This is a genomic window from Streptomyces sp. NPDC002643 (genome assembly GCF_053592555.1).
The window spans coordinates 62,294-84,621 of sequence record NZ_JBSFVY010000022.1 but is presented as its reverse complement, the minus strand read 5'-3'; the positions used below and the strand labels follow the sequence as shown (position 1 = coordinate 84,621).

Here is a 22,328-nt window from a genome sequence, read left to right as displayed (position 1 = left end):
CGGTGAGGGTCGTGGACTCGGCGTTCGTGTCGGTCGCGTACCGCATGGTGTACGGACGCAGGTTCCAGGCCCCGACCGTGTAGCCGAGGCCTCCCCCGTCCCCGGAGCGGGCCTCGATCCGCCAGGGGGAGCGGCCGGTGGGTAGAACCGCAGCGTCAGGGTCCGGCCCGACGGCAGGTACAGCTCGGCGACGGACCGGTCCACCACCAGGCGCAGTTCGACGGGGGCACCGGCCGGGGCCTGAGCCTCGGGGCAGGGGACGCGGAACGTGCCGCCGTGGGCGCGCGGGTCGCGGGAGGCGTGATCGCGGTCGACGACGAGTTCGCCCGCGTCGGGGTCGATCCTGAGGTCCAGGTACTCGGTGCCGTCCGCGGAGGTGACCAGCCGTAGCCCGGTTGCCGAGGCGGCGGTGCGGGGCTCCAGGCGGGCTGTGAGGTCGAAGCTCGGGCCCACCGTTCCCAGTACGGCGGTTCCGCCGGTCTCGCCGGTGGCCGTCACCGCGCGCTCCGCGCGCAGCGCGAGGAGTTCCGCGGCCGGTCGCTGTCGTACGGAGCCGTCCTCGGCGAGTGTCACCTCGCGCGGGAAGGTCAGCAGCCCGGCCCAGCCCGCCTCGCGCACCCACTGGGGGTCGCGGGCTTCCCAGGCCCAGCCCCACAGCAGCCACCGTCCGTCGGGGGCGGGCAGCAGGGCCAGGGCGTAGAAGTCGGGGCCGTGGTCGAGGAGGGCGGGGGCGTCGGCGAGGAAACGGCCGTCCTGTTCGCGGCCGGGGAAGACCACGGTGCGGCGCGGTCCCAGCTCCGGGTCCCAGGCGCCGACGAGCAGGGCGCCGCGTCCGTTCGCGTGCAGGTACTGCGGGCACTCCCAGCCCGGCCCGGTGTCGGCGTCCGGTGCCACCATCCGCGGCGGCCCGGCCAGGAACGGCCCCCGGTACTCCCACTGTTCGAGGTCGTCGGACTCGTAGAGCAGTGCCGCGGCCCGGCCGTCCGCCTGGGCGGAGCCGACCAGCATGCGCCAGCGTCCGGCCTCGCGCCATACGTACGGGTCGCGGTACATGGTGGCGCCCTCGGGCGGGTCGGGGATGAGCAGGCTGCCGCGCGGTGTCCAGGTGAGACCGTTGTCCCGGGACTCGGCTGTGGTGACGGGCTGCGCCCAGCGGTCGGTGCGGTAGGCGGAGTAGAAGGCGACGAGTCGTTCGCCGGCGGAGACGGCGTTGCCGGAGAAGCAGCCGTCGGCGTCCTCGCCGCCCGGTGTGGGGGCCAGGGCGATGGGGAGTTCCTCCCAGCTGATCAGGTCGGGGCTGCGGAAGTGGCCCCAGTGCATGTGCGCGTGCTCGGGTCCGTACGGGTTGTACTGGAAGCACACGTGGTAGTGGCCGTCGTGGAAGGCCAGCCCGTTGGGGTGGTTGATCCAGTTGCGGGGCGGGCGCAGGCCCACGAAGCGGGCCGGGGTGGGTGAGATGAGCCTCGCGTCGGTGAAGGACAGGGCGAAGGTCAGGGCGAGCGGTACGACGACGAAGACGATCAGCAGCACCACGGCCGGGGTGGCCATGCCGAGGCCGGTGAGGCTCTCACAGCGTCGGGCGCGCGTCGTGCGGGTTCGCCGGACCGGACGCAGCCGAGCGAGCGCTGCGGTCATGGTGGTCACGGTGGCTCCAGGGGGAGCCGGTCCTGTTCGGGTGTGCGAGGAGGCGCGGTCGGGCCCGAACCGGACCGGGGCGGGGCAGCCGGAGTAGTGGTCGTTCGTCTTCAGGTTGGTGTCGATGTCCTGCGCGGCCTGGCCGAGAGCGGTCTTGGGGTCGGCCCCGGCCAGGATGTCCTGCGCCGCCTTCTGGAACTCGGTGGAGATGTACGGGTAGGCCGGTGTGACCGGGCGCACCACCGCGTACTCGCGGGCGAACCGGCTGAACACGTTGAACTCACCGCCCGGCTGGTAGCCGTCGACCTGCTCGGCGGCGGCGTCGGTGGCCGGGATCGTGCCGGTGGCCTCGGCGTAGTCGACGAAGTACTCGGTCTGGCGGGAGAACTTCAGCCACGCCTCGGCACCGGACTTGTTGGAGCAGCTGGAGCTCATCGCCCACTGCCACGAGGCACCGCCGATCTTGGGCCCGTCGCCGAAGTCGACCGGCGGGATGATCGCCAGGTCGTCGCCGAGCTTCTCGGCGTTCTTGGCCGCGTTCCAGCTGCCGTCCCACTGGATGGCGCTCTTGCCCGCCAGGAAGTCCTTGTTGGGGTCGGCGCCGGACTTCTTCGCCATGTAGCCCTTGGACACCAGCGAGCGGAACCAGGTCGCCCACTCCACGGATTCCTTGCCGTCGAGCGTGCCCGAGGCGGACTTGTAGCCGTCGCGGTCGATCAGGTCGCCGCCGAAGCTCTGCAGCTGCGGGGAGTACGCGTACGACCACCACTCCCCGCTGCCGCCCGTGCCCATCTCCAGCGGGTACGGGAACTTGCCGCTCTTCCTCAGCGTGGCCAGCGCCGCGTCGAACTCGTCCTTCGTCCAGGGCTTGTCGACGGTCGGTATGCGGATGCCGTTGTCGTTCAGCACCGACTTGCGGGCGAAGAAGGTCAGGGAGACGTCGTAGAAGCCGAAGCCGTAGACCTTGTCCTGGTAGCGGCCGACGGTGCTGGGCAGCTGGCCGGAGAGCGGGACCTCGCTGCCGGAGAGGTCCATCGGGGCCAGATAGCCGCCCCACGCCCAGTTCGGCACATTGGGGCCGTCCACATCCAGCAGACAGGGGAGCTTGCGGGCCGAGGCGGCGGCCACGACGGAGTTGTTGTAGTAGTTCTGCGGTAACGCCTGGAGCTCGACCTCGTACGTGCTCTGCGAGCCGTTGAAGTCCTTGATGATCTTCTTGACGACGTCCAGCTCGGCCGAGTTGCCGGCGTTGTGCGTCCACAAGGTGATCGTGTCTCCGTCGGCTCCGGACGAGCCGCTGCCGCTTCCGGTCGCGCATCCGGCGACCAGTGCGGTCGCCGCGAGGGCGGCTACAAAGGCCGTGCAGGGGAGCGCCGGCGGGCTGATGGTGCAGGGCGGCGGTGGCGGCACGCGCGGTTGGACCGTGGCCGCCGCAATCGCGGCCGTCGTCGGCCCAGTGCTGCTGTTTGCTGTCGGATACCGGCGCAGGAAGGCGTCGCCCCGTTCCGGGCCGGCGTCGAGGGCGCCGTGGTGGGCGCGCTTCGAGGGCGAATCCCGGCCCCCGTTCGGCCGATGAGTCCCTCTCGACGCGCCGGAGGTCCCTCTCAAGGTTGGTCCGCGATCCGCGCCGTGCGGGGCGGAGGCGCGAGGAGGGTGCGAAGGTCGATGACCCGGTAACCACGGGCGGCGACGGCGTCGAGAATCCGTGGCAGGGCCTGCGCGTCGATCACCTCGCTCCGGCCCTCGGTCGTACCGACGTGCATTTGCACGATCGCCCCCGCACACAGAGCGTCCTGCACTCTGCGCACCGCGCGGTCCACGCTCATGCCGCCCTCGGTGCCCATCCATCCGTTGGTGTCGGTGGTGAACTCGATGTCCGCCAGGTCCAGCCCGTTGACCTCCTTGATCTGTGCCGGGCCGGTCTCGCTGTAGGGGAACCGGAAGAACGGCGTCAGGGCTCCTCCGGCGCCTGCCTCACGCAGTGCCACGTCCGCTGCCTGAATCTCACGGCGCCTTCCGGCCGCGGTGAGGTCCTTGAAATGAGGGTGGCTGTAGGAGTGGTTGCCCAGCCCGTGGCCCTCGTCCGCGATCCTCCCCACGACCTCGGGGTACCGGTCGGCGAAGTCACCGGTCAGGAAGAACGTTGCGGGCGTGTGCCGGCGGGCGAGCTCGTCGAGGATGGCTTCGAGGCCGGCGGTGTTCCAGGCGGCGTTGAACGTCACCGCGACCACCCGCTCGTTGGTGCGCATCACTCGGTTCTCCGATCCGAACAACGCACGCAGGTGAGTCTCGTCCCCCGTCAACGCCAGGCAACAGCCGTCGGATGCCGCCGCTCCGCCCCGGCGGCCGGGCCCTACCACCCAGGGGACGGCGAACAGCCCGGCGGCCACCCCGAGCATGCGACGGGCCACAACGCGACGCGCGACGGCGGGAAGACGTGCTCTCATGCCACTCCCATCGGCCGCCCCAGGCCCGCCCTTGAGCCCTCCGGCGGTTGGGGAGGGAGCCGGCGGGCGATGACGCCGGCGAGGGCGAGGATGGCCTAAACGCTCTTCGCGCAGGGCGAGGCGACGAGGGCCCGGTGGTATCGGGTGTAGGTCTCGAAGACCTCGGCGACCTCGAAGCCGAGCCGGGTCAACACGGCGCTGCTCCGGTCATTTCCGTGACTGACGCCCGCGAACACGTCGGTGGCGCCCAGCACGGTGGCCCCGTACTCGATCAGCGCACGGCAGGCCGCGGTGGCGTACCCATGTCCCGTTGCCTGGCGGTCGAGCCAGTAGCCGAAGCCGTACTTGGGCGGGTTGACCGCCACGAGGTCAACGCGGCCGATGAGGGCGCCGTGAAGGAGGATGCCGCACCGGAGGGACGGACTGGGATCGTCGAGCAGCTCGGCACGCACGGCGTTGTAGTCCGATGCGGCCAGCTCCTGGTAGTCGCCGTGCTGGGTGAGGTGCTCGCGATTGCGGTCGATGAGCGCGTCATACTCATCGGCTCGCTCGGCAGCGAGCAGACACAACGTCAATCCGGGGACACGGGTGGCGAGTTCAGAAAAGACGCGCTTGTCGCGATGACTACCGGCCATGCCGACTGACCCTACGAGAGGGGCTGGACCCCTGCCACGATTTTTTGGTGGCGTGCGGCGGCTTATCCTTTCAGCCGGTGTGGCCTGGGCGGAAAGCCACACGAGATCCATCAGCCGCACTGTGAAGGACGGCCCTGTGGTCCACCGGATCGACGTACCCGAACCTGACGATGCCGCAGTCATGGGCCGGGTGCAGTTGAGGGCCTGGCTCCAGACCTACCTCAACGAGGGAGCGGGGATCGATGAGGCGTGGATTCACGAGCACCTCGGGTCCGCTGTGACCGCGGAGGGTGTTGCCCGGTGGAGAGAGTTCATCGAGGAGGCCGTGCGGCAGCCGGATCTGTTGTTCTGCCGTGTCGTTCGTTCCGGGGCGGACATCGTCGGGTTCCTCTGCGGGCGCCGGGACGAGGTCATCACCCTCGGGCCGATGTATCTGTTGGACGAAGCCCAAAGCCAAGGCACCGGCGGTCGGTTGATGGGCGAGTTCCTGGCGTGGGCGCAGGACGCTCCCATGCGCCTGTGGGTGACCGATTACAACGAGAAGGCGATCCGCTTCTACGAGCGGTACGGATTCAGGACCACTGGTGAGCGTGAGCTCTGGCGAGGCAGACTGCCCAACGTGCGCATGGCCCGTGAGCCCGAACTGGCCTGAAGGATCACCTAAGACGGCGCGCGCGGTGGAAGCCGGCTCGCCGGAGGTAGTGAAGATGACCAACGTTGTGTTGAAGCTGTCAGCCCGCGACTTGACGCACGCGGACCTGGCGTCGTGCGGATGGGCGGGGTCTGACCACCACCTGGCCGGCGTCGCCAAGCAGTTGGAACGTGCCCGGACCGGTGAGGTCGACTACCTCGCGGTCTGCCCCGCAACCGACATCCCCGTGGCGAAGGGCGGCATCGACTACCAGGTCAAGGACGGTGTCGGCACGTTGTGGCAGCTGGCGGTCCACCCCGCGTTGCAGTCGTGCGGTATCGGCACGTTCCTTGTCGAAGCCGCCGAACTGCGGATCAGAGACCGGGGTCTGCGGCAGGCCGAGCTGGCTGTGGAGGAAAACAATCCCAGGGCACGCGCCCTGTACGAACGACTGGGATATGTCGCGTACGACCGCCAGCCGGACGCGTGGGACGAACAAGCCCCTGATGGATCGCTGCGCCGCTACGAGACGATCTGCACATTGATGCGGAAGCAACTCGCGTAGGCGCAGTCACGTTTCACGGAATCCGCCGGTGAACGCGTCGTGCCAGGCCACGTTGTCATCGGTTCGGGGGTTCGAGTCCCCGGCGGCGCCGGCGGCTCGCCGCCCGGCGATGCCTCACCCGTTGCCATGGCCCCCGCGCCGACTTCATGCGGGGGCCATGGCAATGGACCGCTGGGACTTGTCAGTTGGGCTTCACCAGAGGGAACAGGATGGTCTCGCGGATGTTCTTGCCGGTGAAGGCCATGATCAAGCGATCGATGCCCATGCCCATGCCGCCCGTGGGGGGCATGCCGTATTCCAGGGCGCGGAGGAAGTCCTCGTCGAGTTGCATGGCCTCCGGGTCGCCGCCCGCGGCCAGCAGGGACTGCTCGGTGAGGCGGCGGCGCTGCTCGATGGGATCGACCAGTTCCGAGTAGGCCGTGGCCATTTCGGCACCGAAACCGATCAGGTCCCACTTCTCCGCCAGAAGCGGCTCGGAGCGGTGCTGGCGGGTCAACGGCGAGGTCTCCACCGGGTAGTCCATGACGAACGTGGGCTGCATGAGCGTGTGCTCGACGAGCTCCTCGAACAACTCCTGGACGAGCTTGCCCTGACCCCACTTGGGGTCCCATCCGATCTCGCGGGCGTCGGCGAGCTTGCGGACGCCGTCGATCGGGGTGTGCGGAGTGATTTCCTCGCCGAGTGCGTCCGAGACCAGGCCGTAGACGGTCTTCCGCGGCCACTCGGCGATGCCCAGGTCGTACTCGACGTTGTCATGGACGACCACGGTCGTACCCAGCGCGGCCACGACGGCCTGCTGAACCGACCGCTGGGTGAGATCGGCCATGTCGTTGTAGTCGAGATAGGTGCCGTAGGTTTCGAGCATCGTGAACTCGGGATTGTGCGTGGAGTCCGCACCCTCGTTCCGGAAGTTGCGGTTGACCTCGAAGACCTTCTCGATGCCACCGACGACGAGCCGCTTCAGGTACAGCTCGATCGCGATCCGGAGATACATCTCCATGTTGTAGGCGTTGATATGGGTCTTGAACGGCCGGGCCGCCGCACCGCCATGGATCGGCTGGAGCATCGGCGTCTCGACCTCCAGGTAGCCCTCGGAGTGCCAGAAGTCCCGGATCGCCCGCACGGTGTCGCTGCGCAAGGTGGCCATCTTGCGGGCCTCGTCGTTGATGATGAGGTCGAGATAGCGGTAGCGGACCCGCGCCTCGGGATCGGTGAGCCCGGCGTGCTTCTCCGGCAGCGGACGCAGGCACTTCGACGTGATCGCCCAGCTCTCCGCCATGATCGACAGCTCGCCGCGCTTGGACGAGATGACCTCGCCCGTCACGCCGATGTGGTCGCCGAGGTCGACATCGCGCTTCCAGGCCGCGAGTGCCTCCTCACCGACGCCCGCGAGCGAGATCATCACCTGGATCGCGGCGGTCCCATCCCGAAGGGTGGCGAAGCAGAGCTTGCCGCCGATCCTCGACAGCATGACCCGGCCCGTGATCCCGACTTTCTCCCCGGTCGCGGTGTCGGCTTCCAACTCGGGGTATTTCGCCCGGACGTCGCCGACGGTGTGTGTGCGCGGGTAGTTCACCGGGTAGGGGTCGACGCCGTTATCGCGGAGCCGCGCCACCTTCTCCAGGCGGACGCGCATCTGCTCCGGGGCGTCTTCGTAGGGCTCGTGACTCATGGGACCAAGGGTATGCGGCGAGGAGCAGCGCCTCTGTCGCGGCCAATGCCCCCGGATCTTCCGTACGAACCCCCGGATCTTCCGTACGAGGGCGCCGTAGCCGATACACCATGCCGTCCAGCCGCACCCGGCTCTGCGGCCTCGGCCGACGTAACGGCCGTCTCCGTGAGGAGGACATGGCCCTCCTCACGGAGACCTCGGACGTGCTGAGGTACGCAGGTCAGCCCGCGAAGCCGGAGAACTTCTCCGTGATCGTCTCGTGGTCCGCGTCCTGTGTCAGCAGTGCGTGGAGCAGGAGGCGTGCTTGGTGGGGGCCGAGATCGCCGGACGGGATCAGGCCACGGCCGATCAGGTCCTTCTCGGAGCCGGGGAAGCCGTATGTCCTGGTCAGGACGGGGCCGTTGCCGATGCGCGATGAGAGGACCACGGGGATGCGCGTGGCAAGCCGTTCGAGGCTCTCGACGAGTCGTTGAGGAACGTGGCCGACACCGAAGGCGGCGACGACGAGCCCATCGCATCGGCCGTCCCATGCCGCGAGCAGTTCCCCGTCGTCGCCGAGACTGACCGTATACAGGCCCACGCGCGCTTCACGGCTTCGCGGCCGGGGCAAGGGGCTGCGGCGGTGGGGTAGGGAAGCGGTCAGTCGTACGCTGTCCTCGGCGATCCGGCCGATGGGTCCCGCGCCGGGTGATGTGAAGGCGGAGGGGCTGGTGGTGTGGGACTTGCGGACGTGGCGTGCCGCGTGGATCTCGTCGTTCAGGACGACCAGGGCACCGGCGCCACGCAACTGCGGGTCGGCTGCGGCGAGTACGGCCGCGTACAGATTGGCGGGGCCGTCGGGACCGGCCATGGTGGGATTGCGCATGGCGCCGGTGACGATGATCGGCTGCTCGTGGCCGTGATGAAGGTCCAGGAAGAACGCGGTCTCCTCGATGGTGTCGGTCCCCTGCGTGATCACGACACCGTCGACGTCACCGCCGGCGAGGGTCTTGTCGACCGCCGCGCCGAGTTCCGTGAGGTCGTCGAAGGTCAGTGAGGCACCGGGCACACGGCGGAAGTCGTGCACGCGCAGCTCGATTCCGCGGCCATCCAGGCCGGGCACGGCCGCGAGGAGGTCGTGGGCGGAGAGGGCCGGGACGACTCCGCCGGTCGCCGGATCGGTGGTCATGGCGATGGTGCCACCGAGAGAGTAGACGGCCACCGCTCTTGTCGCGCCCATCCTCGCCCCCAACTTCCGACCTCCCTCTGCCAGGTTGAATCTCGTTACTCGGAGATCGCTCCACGCAGGCTATCGGGTCCTCGACCAGGACGCTCCTCGTCTCGACGCAGTCCCACGTGGCTACGTGGCTACGTGGCTCAGCCGGCGAAGGGGCCGGCCCCCTCGCCCGCGTGACAACTGTGTGGCGCCGGCGCATGCGGTTCCCTCATGCTGACGGCATGCCCAAGATCGTCACCCCGCGCCTTCGGTACCACGCCACAGCGGTACGCCCGCACTGGCGGGACCTTCCCCAGGACGTTCGCCGGCTCATCGCACAGCGTCTCGGGGGCGAGGTACAGGCCGGGCCCAGTGCCGGGAGCGGATTCACCAGCGGCTTCGCCGCGGTACTGCGCGGCAGGTCGGGGCCTCAGTTCATCAAGGCGGTCAACAGCGCGGACAACGCGGTGGTCGCCGACTGCTACCGCCGGGAAGCGTCGATCAACCAGGCGCTCCCCGCACCGATTCCGGCGCCGCGCCTGCGGTGGATCGAGGAGCAGGACGGCTGGGTCGTCCTTGGTATCGAAGCTGTCGACGGCGGCCGTATGCCGGCCAGGCCATGGAAACCCGACGAGCTCAAGGCCACCCTCGACGCCTGCACGATCACCGCGGAAGCGCTCGCCACCCCACCCGCACGGCTCCAGCACCTCGGTCTCAAGCCGGTGGGCGCGGAGGGTGACTTCGCCGACTGGCGCGACCTCGCCCGTGGCGCCACGCCCACGGATGTCCTCCCCTCCTGGATGCCACTCGACCTCCTGGACGTGCTGGCCGGTCTGGAGAGCGGATGGCGGGAGGCCGTCGCAGGACATGCCGTCCTTCACCACGACCTGCGCCAGGACAACGTGCTGATCGACGCTTCGGGCACCGCGTGGATCTGCGACTGGAACTGGCCATGTCTGGGGGCGAGCTGGTTCGATCTGGTGCTGCTCCTGGCCACCGCCCACGCCGACGGCCACGACGCCACGTCCCTCTTCATCCGGCACCCCACCACCCGTGGAGTCGCCGACGAACAACTCGATGCGGCGCTGGCCGCACTCTCGGGTTTCTTCCTGACCTCCGGCGGACAGCCCCCGGCGGACTGGTCCCCGCACATTCGTCAACACCAGACGTGGTGCGGGGAGGTGTGCCTGCGATGGCTGGCCGACCGGCGCGGCTGGGCGTTCTGACCCGCGGGAGGTCCGTTCGGCGCTCGACGATGACCGCTCAGAGCCAGCCCCGTCGCTTGAAGATGATGTACAAACTGGTGCAGACGATCCCCATCAGGGCGATCGCGAAGGGGTATCCGAGCACCCAGCGCAACTCCGGCATGTGCAGGAAGTTCATTCCGTAGATGGTCCCGACCAGCGTCGGGGCGAAGAGGATCGCCGCCCACGCCGAAATCTTCTTGAGCTCCTCGTTCTGTTGGAAGCCGGCCTCCGCCAGTGCGCGCATCTCCGCGTTCTGTTCCTGGGTGACCAGGGTCGCGTTGACGGTCAGGATCTCGGTGAGGGCCTGGCGGAAGCCGTCGACGCGTTCGCTGGTGTGGGTGACGTGGTCGGCGACGTCGCGGAGGTAGCGCTGGAGTTCCTCGTCCGTGCCGTACTTGGAGAAGCCCGCCATCAGACCGTGCAGCATGCCGACCAGCGGACGGGTGGCGCGCTGGAACTCGACCATTTCGCGGGAGAGTTCGTAGATGCGGCGGGAGACCTCAGGATCGCCCCGGAACACCTCCGTCTCGATCTCGTCGATGTCGTTCTGGACGCCGGTGACGACCGGGACGTAGCCGTCGACCACGGCGTCGAGGATGGCGTACAGAACGGCCTCGGGGCCGAGTTTCAGCAGCTCCGGGGTCTGCTCCATCCGCTGTCGCACCGCCGAGAGGTCGGGCGCCGCGCCATGGCGGACCGTGATCACGAAGTCGGGGCCGACGAACACATGCAGCTCGCCGAAGTCGACCTCCTCCGGCGCGTCGAGATACCGGGCCGCCCGCAGGACGACGAAGAGGGTGTCGCCGTAGCGTTCCAGCTTGGGGCGTTGATGGGCCTCCATCGCGTCCTCGACGGAGAGCGGATGGAGGCCGAACTCTGAGGCCAGGGAGAGGAGTTCGTCCTCGGTGGGGCGGGCGAGCCCGATCCACGCCATACCGGCGGGCGCCTCGCGCAGTTCCCGGTAGGTCTCCGCGAGCGTGGCGGGGGAGGAGACCCGTACGCCGTCCTGGTACAGGGCCGCCCGCACCACACTGGCCCCCTCCGGCTGGGCCCGGGGCGCCGCCTCCTCAGCCGCCTCCACCCGCTCCGGGGGCGGGCCCGGTGGAGTGTTCAGCGCACGGCGCCAGACGGACCTCCGGCCCCCGCTCGCGGTCGCGCCGTTGCCCTTCCCGTTCGGGTCGGCGCTCTTCGAAGCCCGGCGGGCACGTCGATCGGCCATCGCGGCTGCCTTCCGATTGGCGCGTACGACTCTGTGATCACCGAGCAGGATATACGGGGCAAACGCGACGAGACCCGGTACTGGAAGGGGGCGCTGCGAACCGCTCGTGGCAGGTTCGCAGCGCCCCCTGGTATCACCTGAGGGAGTGCCTCAGGGGATCGTGGGCCGGGTCTTACCCGATTACGAGTTGACCTCGGCGGTCACCAGGCTGGAGAAGGTGGTCAGCCGGGTGTAGACCCCGGGGTACTGCGCGTCGGCGCAGCCGTAGCCCCAGGAAGTGATGCCTGCCAGGACGCCCCCGATCATCAGGGGACCGCCGCTGTCGCCCTGGCAGGTGTCCACGCCGCCGGAGGAGTACCCGGCGCACACCATGTCGCTCGCGATGAACTCGGAGCCGTAGGAGCTGGAGCTGCCGCAGACCGAGTCGGCGACGATCGGCACGGTCGCGGTGCGGAGCTGGTTGGAGGAGGAGCCACCGGATGAGGTGGTGCCCCAGCCGAGGATGCGGGCGGTGGTGCCGGCCGCGTAGACGCCGGTCTGCGACGAGGAGACGTACGAGACCGGGGTGTACGGCATCGATGACGACAGGGTCAGCACGGCCACGTCGCTGCCCTGGGTGGCGTCCGTGTAGTCGGGGTGAATCCAGATGTCGGTGAGCGTGCTGACCGTACCGTCGGTGCCGTTGCGGTACGTACGGCCGCCGACCACACGGGTGTTGCTGGTCGTTCTGCCGTCGACACAGTGGGCCGCGGTGATCACCTTGGTGGCGGAGACGAGCGTGCCGCCGCAGAACTGGCTCTGCGAGGCGTTGGTGATCTGCATGACGTACGGGTAGGCGCTCGCGGTCGTGGTGGAACCGCCGACGATGGGCTGCGGAGCGGCGACGGCGCCGGGGGCGGTGAGAAGCGCGGCCGCGGAGGCGGCGGCGGTCGCCGCGGCGGCGACAAGCGTTTTCTTCGCACGGTTGAACCCGAACATGGTTCTCCTCATGGGGGATTGCCGGTGGGGGACGCGCGGGTGGGGGGTGGTGCACAGACCTGCCGTGGGGGTTACCGCCCCGCTCGGGGGAGCCGAGCGGGGCGGTGGGCCGGACTGTGTGCCCTGGCGTGCGGCACGGCTCAAAAACTAAGAGCGATGGTGAGCCCCTCCCAATGGGGGATGTCCCTAGGGGAGTTGGGGAGGGAAAACCCTTGATGACCCCGGCGGGGGTTTGAGCCTAGGCTGGAGCCGCAAGGTCGCCATGGCAGCTACGCGCGTCAGCCCCGGAAAAGGGCACGCCACCGAGCCGGCCCCGCGAGGGGGCCTACGCCGTGGTGCCGGGCATGTCAGGGTCGCTTCGCGCGCCGCCCCCGAAATGGGTCTGGTCCCCGGGAGGGGTACGAAACGCCGGTCCCGGGGAGGTCAGTTCGTACGGTGTCCCGCCGCCAGCCGCACGATGTCCACACGCGACCGGATGCCCAGCTTCCGGTAGACGCGGGTGAGTGTCGCCTCGACCGTCTTCACGCTGATGTAGAGCCGGCCGGCGATCTCCCGGTTGGTCGCGCCCTCCATGACCAGCTCGGCCACCTGCCGCTCGGTCGTCGCCAGCACGGCGAGGGCGTCCAGCGCGGGCGGGGCCATGGGCACCCGCGGCGGGGGCGCCGGGGCGACCGCGACCTGCTCCACCTGCCGCAGCCACGGCAGCGCCCGGCAGCGACGGAACAACCGGGACGCCTCGTCGTACGACGTCGGCCCCGGCCGCCCCGGACGCAAGGACGCCAGCGCGAACGCGGCCCGCGCCTCCTCCAGCCCATAGCCCAGCTTGGCCAGCTGATCCTGCGCCGAGGTCAACTGCCGTACGGCGGCGTCCTGTTCACCCCGGGCCGCGCGCACCAGCGCCTCCGCCCGGTCCAGGACGGCGAGCACGCTCTCCCGGCCGAGACGCAGCGCCCGCTCCCGGGTGACGTCGATGACGTCCTGCGCCTCGGCCAACTCCCCGACCCGCACCAGCGCTTCGGCGAGATCGCCCTGCCAGCGCCCGCGCGCCGGGTCGGTGACCCCGAGCCCCTGCTCCAACTCCCTCACCCGGCGCAGCGACTGCACCGTGCCGGACGCGTCCCCCGCCACCAACTGGGCGTGTCCGAGGGCGCACAGGGCGCGGGAGAGATACATCAGGTCGCCGTCCTGCTCCGCGTGCTCTGCGGCCTCCCGGGCGAGCGCCTGGGCCCGCTCCACATCGCCGCCGGCGGCCTCGCAGAACGAGGTGAGCATGGCCGAGGCGCCCTCGGCGATCCCGGAGTCCCGGGCGAGACCGTAGCCCTCGCGGGCGAGGTCCAGGGCCCGCCCGCAGTGCCCGGTGCGCAGTTCGATCTCGGCGAGGAAGCGCACGTAGTGCACCTCGCTCTCGACCATGCCGCGCCGGCGCACCTCACGCAGCAGCGAGGTGACGACGGCCCGGGCCTCGCCGAACTGGTCGCTCATCATCAGCCAGCGGAAGCGGGTCGCACCCGCCCCGTTGTGGTGGCACGCGAGCTGCGGGTCCTGCGGCTCCTTCAGCGCCCGCTTGATCGTCATGGGCGCGTCCGGGTGCCCCATCAGGGTCTCGACCTGGGCCTGGAGGGCGAGCGCGAGCAGTTCGGTGCGCCGGTCGTCGGCCTCGGCGGCCAGTTCGGCGGCGCGGGCGGCCTCCTCGCGGCCCTCCGCGAAGTCGCCGTCGATGACCAGGGCACGCCAGGCCAGCTGATAGCGGACCAGGGCGAGCAGCCGCGGATCGTCGCCCGCGTCGGCGAGGGCCTGCGGATAGACGGCGTCGACCTCGGTGATGGACTGCCCGGCCGCGTCGATCACCGCCATCCAGGCCCGTACCCGCTCGGCCGGTTCGGTCGCCCGGCTCAGCACCTCACGGGCGATGTCCCGGCCGAGGTCGTTCTCCCCGGCGGTCAGCGCGTCCTCGGCGGCCTGCAACCGCCGCTCGTCCGGGCCGGGCGTCGCGTCGGCCGGGGTGTGCCGGGCCGCGAGCAGCCCCAGCTCGGCGGCGACGGACGGGGCGCCCCGGTCCCGGGCCGCGGCCGCGGCCTCGCCGAGCCGCGCGGCGACCTGCGGATCGGTGCCCTGCGTGGACAGCGCCAGGTGCCGGGCCCGCTCGATGGGGTCGACGGCGGCCGTCGACAGCGCGGCATGGGCGGCCCGCCGCTCCTGCGCGGTGGCCTCGGCATACAGCGCCGCCGACACCAGCGGATGCGCGAACCGTACGCCCGGAGCCTCCCGCTCCGGTGCCAGCAGCCCCAGCTCCACGGCCCGCGCGGTCTCCGCCTCGGCGTTCTCCCGCCCGGCGGCGTGCAGCAACGCCACCGTGGGCCGCGCACCGGCGCTCGCCACCAGCAGCGTGTGGCGGGCCTCGGCCGACAGCATGTCCAGGCGGTTCAGTACGAGGGTCCGCAGCGAGGTCGGCACGGGCAGTGGCTCACCGGGGCGCGGCGGCGTCGTACTGTCGGCCAGCGCCCGGCCCAGCTCCAGCGCGAACAGCGGATTGCCGCCGCTCGTGCGATGGATGTCCCGCACGGTGGAGCGGGGCAGACCGGTGTACCCCCGGTTCTCCAGCAGCTCGGCGACATGGGCCCGGGACAGCGGATTCACCCTCAGGGCCAGGGTGTCCGTAGGGGACGCGCGTAGATATTTGTCCTGCTCATGGCCGTGCGGGTCCGTCGAGGTACGCACGGCGCACAGCATCCGCACCGGCAGCTCGCCGAGCCGCCGCGCGGCGAATCCGAGCAGTTCCACACTGGCCGGGTCCAGCCACTGGAGATCGTCGGCGACGATCAGCACCGGCCCCTTGGCGGCGAGCGCGCGCAGCGCGGACAGCACGGCGAGCCTGAGCGCGAGACCGTCACGCTGAAGCGTGGACTCGCCCCGCCCGGTGAGCGCGGACTCCAGCGCGGTGCGCTGGGGCGCGGGCAGCTGGTCGGACACCTCGTCCACGACCAGGCCCAGCAGATCCGTCAGCGCCAGGAACGGCAGATGCGACTCCGACTCGGTCGCCGAGCAGCGCAGTACGGTGCGGGCCGTGGCGGCGTTTTCCGCGGCTTCCGCCGCCAGAGCACGCAGAACGGTCGATTTACCGATCCCGGCGGAGCCGTGCACCAGCACGCTCCCACCCCGCGAAAGCTGCTCCCGCGCCGCCGAGAACAGCTCCTCCCTGCCTATGACCAGGTCGGGGCGGGGTCTCCCAGGCTCCTTGAAGTCCCGTCGCACGGGCCACCGCTCCCCTCTGTGTCGTGTCCGGGCCAATATTAGGCAACCAGCCTTTGAATTTCGGAACGGCCGGTAGATGAGTGGAATAACAGGCAGAGTACGGCATTAGGAATTTCACGTGCCCGTTACATGAAAACGGGCCGACGGGGCCTTCGCCGAGTGGCCCGGCCCGCGACCTGATGGCGGCGCAGCCGCCTATAAGGGGCGCGGGGAACTGCGCGACCAGCCACGACGAGCCCGCAGCCCGCGACGGACCCTGTACTGCTACGGCGCTACTCGGCAAAGCCTCGCCGTGCTACGGCAACAACCCCACCCTCCGCGCAGCGACAACCGCCTCCAACCGGTTGTGCGCCCCCAGTTTCCGCATGGCGGACCGCAGATACGCCTTGACGGTCTCGGGCCGCAGTCCCAACCGCTCCGCGACCACCGCGTTCGTCGCGCCGGAGGCGACCGACGTGAGCACGTCCAGCTCACGCGGTGTGAGATCGACCCCGCCGCCACCCGACCCGACCGCCGCGCCCGCGAGCCGCCCGCACACCCGCAGCAACTCCTCCCGCAACACCGGGTCCTCGATACGCGGCGCCAGCGCGCGCAGCGCGCCATGTGCCTCCCGTACCTCCTCCCACGCCCCCGGCGACGCGTCCCGCGGTGTCCCGACGGCGGCCAACAGACTGTGGGCCTCGTCACGTACGACCAGTGCCTGCTCCACATCGCGCGCCGCCTCCAGCGCGGCGCCCACCGTACGGTCCCCCAGCACCTGGGGTGTACGCAGCGCGCCGTACAGGACACCGCGCACCCGGCGCCGTACGACGACGGGGACCGCCAGCACGGAGCGGATGCCCTCGGCGGCGACGGCGGCGTCGTACTCGTGGCTGATCTGGCGCGACACCGAGTAGTCGGTCACCGAACAGGGGCGGGCCAGCGCGACCGTCTTGCCGCCGAGGCCGTTCCCGGAGAGGACGGAGAGACCACTGAGGGAGGTGGCCCGATTGCCCTGGAGTTCGCTGATGCGCAGTTGCCCGGTGCCCGGATCGATCAGTCCGGCGAAGGCGAGCGGCAGCCCGGTCGACCGCCGCAGTCGTAACAGCGCGCCACGCAACTCCGTCGTGCCGGACATCGCCGTTTCGGCGGAAGTGGGGGGATTCAAGGCCATGAACTCGTCCCTTCGGCGCGGCGCACCCCCGTTCGGGGGTAGTGAGACGTGTATCACGCATTACACGATGTCACGCAACGGTCCGGCAATGAGGAGGACACATGTCGGCGAGGACGCGCGCCACGGACGAGTTCCGGGCGGCCCGGGACTACCTGTTGGCACACCGTGAGGACTACGCCACGGCGTACAAGGGCTTCACCTGGCCGCGCCCGGACTACTTCAACTGGGCACTCGACTGGTTCGACGTCATCGCGGACGGGAACGACCGCACGGCGCTGCACATCGTCGAGGAGGACGGCTCCGAGGTCCGGCTCTCCTTCGCCGAGATGTCCGAGCGCTCGAACCGCGCCGCCAACTGGCTGCGCGCACAGGGCGTTCGCGCGGACGACCGCATCCTCGTCATGCTCGGCAACCAGGCGGAGCTGTGGGAGACGGCCCTCGCCGCGATGAAACTGCGCGCCGTCGTCATCCCCGCCACCCCGCTGCTGGGCCCCGCCGATCTGCGCGACCGTGTCGAGCGCGGCCGGGTGCGGCACACGATCGTACGGGCCGAGGACGCGCCCAAGTTCGACGAGGTGCCCGGACGTTACGGCAAGATCACCGTCGGCGGGGCGGTGGACGGCTGGCGGCGCTACGAGGACGCGTACGAGGCCCCGGCCGACTTCGAGCCGAGCGGTGAGACCAACGCCACCGATCCGCTGATGCTGTACTTCACCTCCGGCACCACCGCCCGGCCCAAACTGGTCGAGCACACCCATGTGTCGTATCCCATCGGCCACTTGGCCACCATGTACTGGATCGGCCTCCAGCCCGGCGATGTCCACCTGAACATCTCCTCGCCGGGCTGGGCCAAGCACGCCTGGTCCAATCTGTTCGCCCCGTGGAACGCGGAGGCGACCGTCTTCATCCACAACTACACGCGCTTCGACGCGAGTCGGCTGCTCGGCGAGATGGAGCGCGCGGGTGTCACCAGCTTCTGCGCCCCGCCGACCGTGTGGCGCATGCTGATCCAGGCCGACCTCGGCCAGCTGCGCACCCCGCCCCGCGAGGTCGTCGCCGCCGGTGAACCTCTCAACCCCGAGGTCATCGAACAGGTCCGCCGCGCCTGGGGCGTCACCATCCGCGATGGCTTCGGCCAGACCGAGACGGCCGTCCAGGTCTCCAACAGCCCGGGCCAGGAGTTGAAGACGGGCTCCATGGGCAGGCCCAGCCCCGGCTTCAAGGTCGTCCTCCTCGACCAGGTCACCGGCGCCCCCGGCGCCGTCGAGGGCGAGATCGCCCTCGACCTGTCCAACCGGCCCGTCGGCGTGATGACCGGCTACCACGGCGACCCCGACCGTACGGCCGAGTCCATGGCCGGAGGCTTCTACCGCACCGGCGACATCGGCTCACGCGACGAGGACGGCTACATCACGTATGTGGGCCGGCGGGACGACGTGTTCAAGGCGAGCGACTACAAGATCAGCCCCTTCGAGCTGGAAAGCGCCCTCCTGGAGCACGAGGCGGTCGCCGAGGCCGCCGTCGTGCCCGCGCCCGACGAACTGCGGCTCGCGGTGCCCAAGGCGTATGTCGTGCTGGCGGCGGGCTGGGAGCCGGGCCCCGACACCGCGAAGATCCTCTTCGAGCACTCCCGGACCACGCTGGCGCCCTACAAGCGGGTGAGGCGGCTGGAGTTCGCCGATCTGCCGAAGACCGTCTCGGGCAAGATCCGCCGGGTCCAGCTGCGCGAGGCCACGGCCGAGGGTTCGGAAGCGGAGTACCGCGAGGAGGACTTCCGCTGACGGCGCCGAGTACCCCGGCGGCCCCGACAGCGCTCTCGTACACGCACGGCACCGGCGACACCGCTCTCCTCGGTGACACCACCGGCGCCGATCCGGACCGTGCGGTGGCCGTCTGGCCGGACCGCGAGGCCCTGGTCGACGTACCCTCCGGGCGGCGCTGGACGTACGCCCGATTCGCCGCCGATGTCGACCGGTCGGCGTGCGCGCTGCTCGCCTCCGGCGTCGAGAAGGGCGACCGGATCGGGATCTGGGCGGTCGACCGCCCCTGGGGGCACCTCCCACACCCTTGAGGCAGTGGGGGAGGGCGGTCACCGAGATGCACATGGCGGAGGTGCCCATCTGCTACGGCATGACAAAGACCTCGCCCGTCTCCACCCGGACCCGCCGCGACGACGACCTGGCGCACCGCACCGGCACGGTCGGCCGCGTCCTGCCGAGCGCCCTGCGCATCCTGGACGCCTTCCCGAGGACCGCCTCGGGGAAGGTCCGCGAGATCGAACTCCGGGAGCGCTATGCCTGGAAGGCATGGACGGTGCCGTGGTGCGGCTCTGGCCCCGCGCCGATGGGGCTCAACTCCGGCCCCCGCGCCGATGGGGCGGCTCAGGCCCCCGCGCCGGTGGCGATCAGCTCGACCGCCGCGCCGTTCACCGGCTGCGGGGTGCCCGTGAGGTCGAGGACGAAGAGGGAGACACCGAGGCCGTCGGCGCGTTCGCGGGCGTCGGTGGCGTAACCGGCGAGGGAGAAGTAGACGCAGTCGGCGGACTCGGTCATGGCGGTCAGCCACAGACATTCGACGTCCCGCAGCGAGGCCGGGCCGACCGACGGGTCGACCTGGGCGAGGACACCGCGCGCGGCCAGCCCGATGCCGTGGGGCTGCCGCTGGTCGGCGCGGCGTACGTCCCGGTAGCCGAGCCAGCGCAGATAGAGGGCGACGGCGGTGACCGCGTCGCGGGCGGTGCGGATGGTGAACGGCCGGAAGGTGGGCCGGGGGTCGACGGGCCGTGCGTCCGGGCCGGCGTCGTCGGGGCCCAGCGGCCGTAGCGCGCCGATCACGGGCACGCGCAGCACGGTCCCGCAGGTGCAGCCCAGCTCCGGGTGCGGCCACTGGTCGGCGCGGCCGCAGCTGCCGCAGCGGACGGTGACCCAGTCCTCGTCCCAGGTGTGATGGGTGACGGAGACGGGCGCGGCATGCCGGTTCAGCGGGGGCGCGACCGGGTTGCCGCACGGACAGGGATAGGCCGGGGCGGCGTACTGATGCTCCCGCCCGCAGTCCGGGCACCGCACCACCATGCTCTCGCTCATGCTCCACCCCACCCCGACACCACCTGAACAGCCCCCTCATCGTCCTCCAGCGAGAGCCGTCCCGGCAGGCGAACACCCCGATGGGACAGGTGGATTCCCACGTCGACGCCGTTGACGCCGCCCGCGTCCGGCTCCCTTGACGCTCTCCACCCCGCGTTCTACATTGCTTCCAGATAGCAGAAAAAACTTTCCGCGATACGGAATTTGTAATCTGTTCGGGAATGGATTCATGGATTCCCATCGGTCGGGGAGAGTCCGTCACAGAAGGTCGGTCACAGAAATCGGCAGTGCTCACCGCGGGGCGCGACGGGAGCGCGACTTCGGCAACCGAAGCAGGAGTACGCATGGCTCGTATGACCGCTGCCCGCGCGGCAGTCGAGATCCTCAAGCGCGAGGGCGTCCACGACGCGTTCGGAGTGCCCGGCGCGGCGATCAACCCCTTCTACGCGGCCCTGAAGGCCTCCGGAGGTATCCACCACACCCTCGCCCGCCATGTCGAGGGCGCCTCGCACATGGCCGAGGGCTACACCCGCACCCACCCCGGCAACATCGGGGTCTGCGTCGGCACCTCGGGACCGGCCGGCACCGACATGATCACCGGGCTCTACTCCGCCACCGGTGACTCCATCCCGATCCTCTGCATCACCGGCCAGGCCCCCACCGCCGTGATCCACAAGGAGGACTTCCAGGCCGTCGACATCGCCTCGATCGCGCGGCCGGTCACCAAGATGGCGGTCACCGTGCTGGAGGCCGCCCAGGTCCCCGGTGTCTTCCAACAGGCCTTCCACCTCATGCGCTCGGGCCGCCCCGGGCCGGTCCTCATCGACCTCCCCGTCGACGTCCAGCTCACCGAGATCGAGTTCGACCCGGACACCTACGAGCCGCTGCCGGTCCACAAACCGGCCGCGACCCGCGCCCAGATCGAGAAGGCGATCGGGATGCTGAACGCGGCCGAGCGCCCCCTGATCGTCGCGGGCGGTGGTGTCATCAACGCCGACGCGAGCGAACTCCTGGTGGAATTCGCCGAGTTGACCGGCGTCCCGGTCGTCCCCACCCTCATGGGCTGGGGCGCCATCCCCGACGACCATGAGCTGAACGCCGGCATGGTCGGCCTCCAGACCTCCCACCGCTACGGCAACGCCACCTTCCTGGCGTCCGACTTCGTCCTCGGCATCGGCAACCGCTGGGCCAACCGCCACACCGGGAGACTCGACGTCTACACGGCCGGCCGGACGTTCGTCCACGTCGACATCGAGCCCACCCAGATCGGCAGGATCTTCGCCCCCGACTACGGCATCACCTCCGACGCCGGGGCCGCGCTGGAACATTTCGTGGCGGTGGCAAGGGAGTTGAGGGCGGCGGGCGGGCTGCCCGACCGTTCGGCGTGGGCAGCCTCCGTCCAGGAGAGGAAGGCCACCCTTCAACGCCGTACGCACTTCGACGACATCCCCATCAAGCCGCAGCGCGTCTACGAGGAGATGAACAAGGCCTTCGGCCCCGAGACCCGGTACGTCACCACCATCGGGCTCTCCCAGATCGCCGGCGCGCAGCTGCTGCACGTCCACCGTCCCCGCCACTGGATCAACTGCGGCCAGGCGGGCCCCCTCGGCTGGACGATCCCGGCCGCGCTCGGTGTCGCCAAGGCCGACCCCGAGGCGTCCGTCGTCGCGCTCTCCGGCGACTACGACTTCCAGTTCATGATCGAGGAGCTGGCCGTCGGGGCACAGCACCGCATCCCGTACGTCCACGTGCTGGTCAACAACGCCTATCTGGGCCTCATCCGCCAGGCCCAGCGCGCCTTCGACATCGACTTCCAGGTCAACCTGGAGTTCGAGAACCTCAACTCGCCCGAACTCGGCGTCTACGGCGTCGACCACGCCAAGGTCGCCGAGGGGCTGGGCTGCAAGGCGCTCCGCGTGACCGACCCCGCCGAACTGGGCGCCGCCTTCGAGCAGGCCAAGAAGCTGGCGGCGGAGCACCGGGTGCCGGTCGTCGTCGAGGCGATCCTGGAACGCGTCACCAACATCTCCATGTCCACGACGAACGACATCAGCGAGGTGGTGGAGTTCGAGGAGGTGGCCACGGAGCCGGGGCACGCGCCGACGTCGATCACACGGTTGAGGGCCTGAGGCACGGAATGCCCCAGGGTGTTCCCGTAGGCCCGTAGGCCCGTAGGCCCGTAGGCCCGTAGGCCCGTAGGCCCGTAGGCCCGTAGGCCCGTAGGCCCGTAGGCCCGTAGGCCCGTAGGCCCCGAGTGCGGAGGGGCGGAGTGCGGTGGGGCGTCGGGGGCGGCTCAGCCGGGGGATGGGCCGCCCCTTTCGCGCGCCCGTGGCTTCACTCAGCCGTGGGCGGGCTTGTGGCGGGACGACGGGAAAAGGCCCAGCGCGCGCGGACGACCCCGACGTCCGCGGGCGCTGGGCCCACCGCGCGGCAGTGCGACCCCGCACGAGGCGGGCCGCTTTGTCGCACTGCCGCTCATGGTCTCCCCCCGTTTCCCCCGTTTCCCCCGTTCTCGCGAGGGGAGTTCCTCCTGCCGCCGAGGGGCGTTCCCCCGCGCCCCCGGCGGCTTCCCCCGTCGAGGCCCGCCGCCCCCGTGCCGGCGGGCCTCATGTGACG

At 70.4% G+C, this 22,328-nt stretch carries 14 protein-coding genes and 2 pseudogenes; 6 read left to right on the top strand and 10 right to left on the bottom strand.

Features of this window, described 5'->3' with window-relative positions; translation table 11 throughout:
* Positions 1-192: 192 nt before the first annotated feature.
* The 3 genes and pseudogenes from ACWD4G_RS29815 to ACWD4G_RS29805 all read right to left on the bottom strand — a co-directional run.
* A pseudogene (locus ACWD4G_RS29815) lies at positions 193-3,045 on the bottom strand (extracellular solute-binding protein); the annotation flags it as partial.
* Between the two features lie 194 nt (positions 3,046-3,239).
* Positions 3,240-3,884: a polysaccharide deacetylase family protein gene (locus ACWD4G_RS29810; RefSeq protein WP_451298794.1), complete on the bottom strand. Its 645-nt coding sequence runs from the start codon at positions 3,882-3,884 to the stop codon at positions 3,240-3,242.
* A gap of 293 nt (positions 3,885-4,177) precedes the next feature.
* Entirely contained in the window at positions 4,178-4,717 is a 540-nt protein-coding gene (locus ACWD4G_RS29805; protein ID WP_451298792.1) for a GNAT family N-acetyltransferase, read from the bottom strand.
* Positions 4,718-4,853: 136 nt separating this feature from the next.
* Here ACWD4G_RS29805 and ACWD4G_RS29800 point away from each other — a divergent pair, with 136 nt between their 5' ends.
* Both ACWD4G_RS29800 and ACWD4G_RS29795 read left to right on the top strand, forming a co-directional pair.
* Entirely contained in the window at positions 4,854-5,369 is a 516-nt protein-coding gene (locus ACWD4G_RS29800; protein WP_451298790.1) for a GNAT family N-acetyltransferase, read from the top strand.
* Between the two features lie 55 nt (positions 5,370-5,424).
* Positions 5,425-5,913: a GNAT family N-acetyltransferase gene (locus ACWD4G_RS29795; RefSeq protein WP_451298788.1), complete on the top strand. Its 489-nt coding sequence runs from the start codon at positions 5,425-5,427 to the stop codon at positions 5,911-5,913.
* A 181-nt stretch (positions 5,914-6,094) separates the two neighbouring features.
* On the opposite strand, the gene lysX is transcribed toward ACWD4G_RS29795, so the two are convergent.
* Complete coding sequence (gene lysX, locus ACWD4G_RS29790) at positions 6,095-7,585, bottom strand: bifunctional lysylphosphatidylglycerol synthetase/lysine--tRNA ligase LysX (RefSeq protein WP_451298786.1); 1,491 nt, start codon at positions 7,583-7,585, stop codon at positions 6,095-6,097.
* Between the two features lie 220 nt (positions 7,586-7,805).
* A complete protein-coding gene (locus tag ACWD4G_RS29785) occupies positions 7,806-8,804 on the bottom strand; it encodes an asparaginase (RefSeq protein ID WP_451298784.1) in 999 nt (332 codons plus the stop codon).
* A gap of 218 nt (positions 8,805-9,022) precedes the next feature.
* Between ACWD4G_RS29785 and ACWD4G_RS29780 the strand changes: the two genes are divergently transcribed.
* Positions 9,023-10,006: a phosphotransferase family protein gene (locus tag ACWD4G_RS29780; protein ID WP_451298782.1), complete on the top strand. Its 984-nt coding sequence runs from the start codon at positions 9,023-9,025 to the stop codon at positions 10,004-10,006.
* 37 nt (positions 10,007-10,043) lie between these two features.
* Here the strand turns inward: ACWD4G_RS29780 and ACWD4G_RS29775 are convergent, their stop codons facing one another.
* From ACWD4G_RS29775 to ACWD4G_RS29760, 4 genes are all read right to left on the bottom strand, one after another.
* Positions 10,044-11,246, bottom strand: a complete 1,203-nt coding sequence (locus ACWD4G_RS29775; protein ID WP_451298780.1) for a magnesium and cobalt transport protein CorA — start codon at positions 11,244-11,246, stop codon at positions 10,044-10,046.
* A gap of 180 nt (positions 11,247-11,426) precedes the next feature.
* Positions 11,427-12,224 carry a S1 family serine peptidase gene (locus tag ACWD4G_RS29770; protein ID WP_451298778.1) on the bottom strand — a complete coding sequence of 266 codons (798 nt, stop codon included), beginning with the start codon at positions 12,222-12,224 and terminating at the stop codon, positions 11,427-11,429.
* A gap of 423 nt (positions 12,225-12,647) precedes the next feature.
* A complete protein-coding gene (locus tag ACWD4G_RS29765) occupies positions 12,648-15,476 on the bottom strand; it encodes a helix-turn-helix transcriptional regulator (protein ID WP_451298776.1) in 2,829 nt (942 codons plus the stop codon).
* 295 nt (positions 15,477-15,771) lie between these two features.
* On the bottom strand, positions 15,772-16,629 hold the full coding sequence (locus tag ACWD4G_RS29760) for a response regulator transcription factor (protein WP_451298774.1): 858 nt from the start codon (positions 16,627-16,629) through the stop codon (positions 15,772-15,774).
* Positions 16,630-16,730: 101 nt separating this feature from the next.
* On the opposite strand from ACWD4G_RS29760, the gene ACWD4G_RS29755 reads away from it, so the two are divergent.
* The gene (locus tag ACWD4G_RS29755; protein ID WP_451298772.1) at positions 16,731-18,410 is read left to right on the top strand and encodes an AMP-binding protein; all 1,680 of its coding nucleotides are present in this window, start codon (positions 16,731-16,733) and stop codon (positions 18,408-18,410) included.
* A pseudogene (locus ACWD4G_RS29750) lies at positions 18,407-18,676 on the top strand (AMP-binding protein); the annotation flags it as partial. The gene ACWD4G_RS29755 and the pseudogene ACWD4G_RS29750, both read left to right, overlap by 4 nt.
* 334 nt (positions 18,677-19,010) lie before the next feature.
* On the opposite strand, the gene ACWD4G_RS29745 reads toward ACWD4G_RS29750, so the two are convergent.
* Entirely contained in the window at positions 19,011-19,712 is a 702-nt protein-coding gene (locus tag ACWD4G_RS29745) for a hypothetical protein (RefSeq protein WP_451298770.1), read from the bottom strand.
* A 344-nt stretch (positions 19,713-20,056) separates the two neighbouring features.
* Here ACWD4G_RS29745 and gcl point away from each other — a divergent pair, with 344 nt between their 5' ends.
* Complete coding sequence (gene gcl / locus ACWD4G_RS29740) at positions 20,057-21,841, top strand: glyoxylate carboligase (protein ID WP_451298768.1); 1,785 nt, start codon at positions 20,057-20,059, stop codon at positions 21,839-21,841.
* The last annotated feature ends 487 nt before the right edge of the window (positions 21,842-22,328 follow it).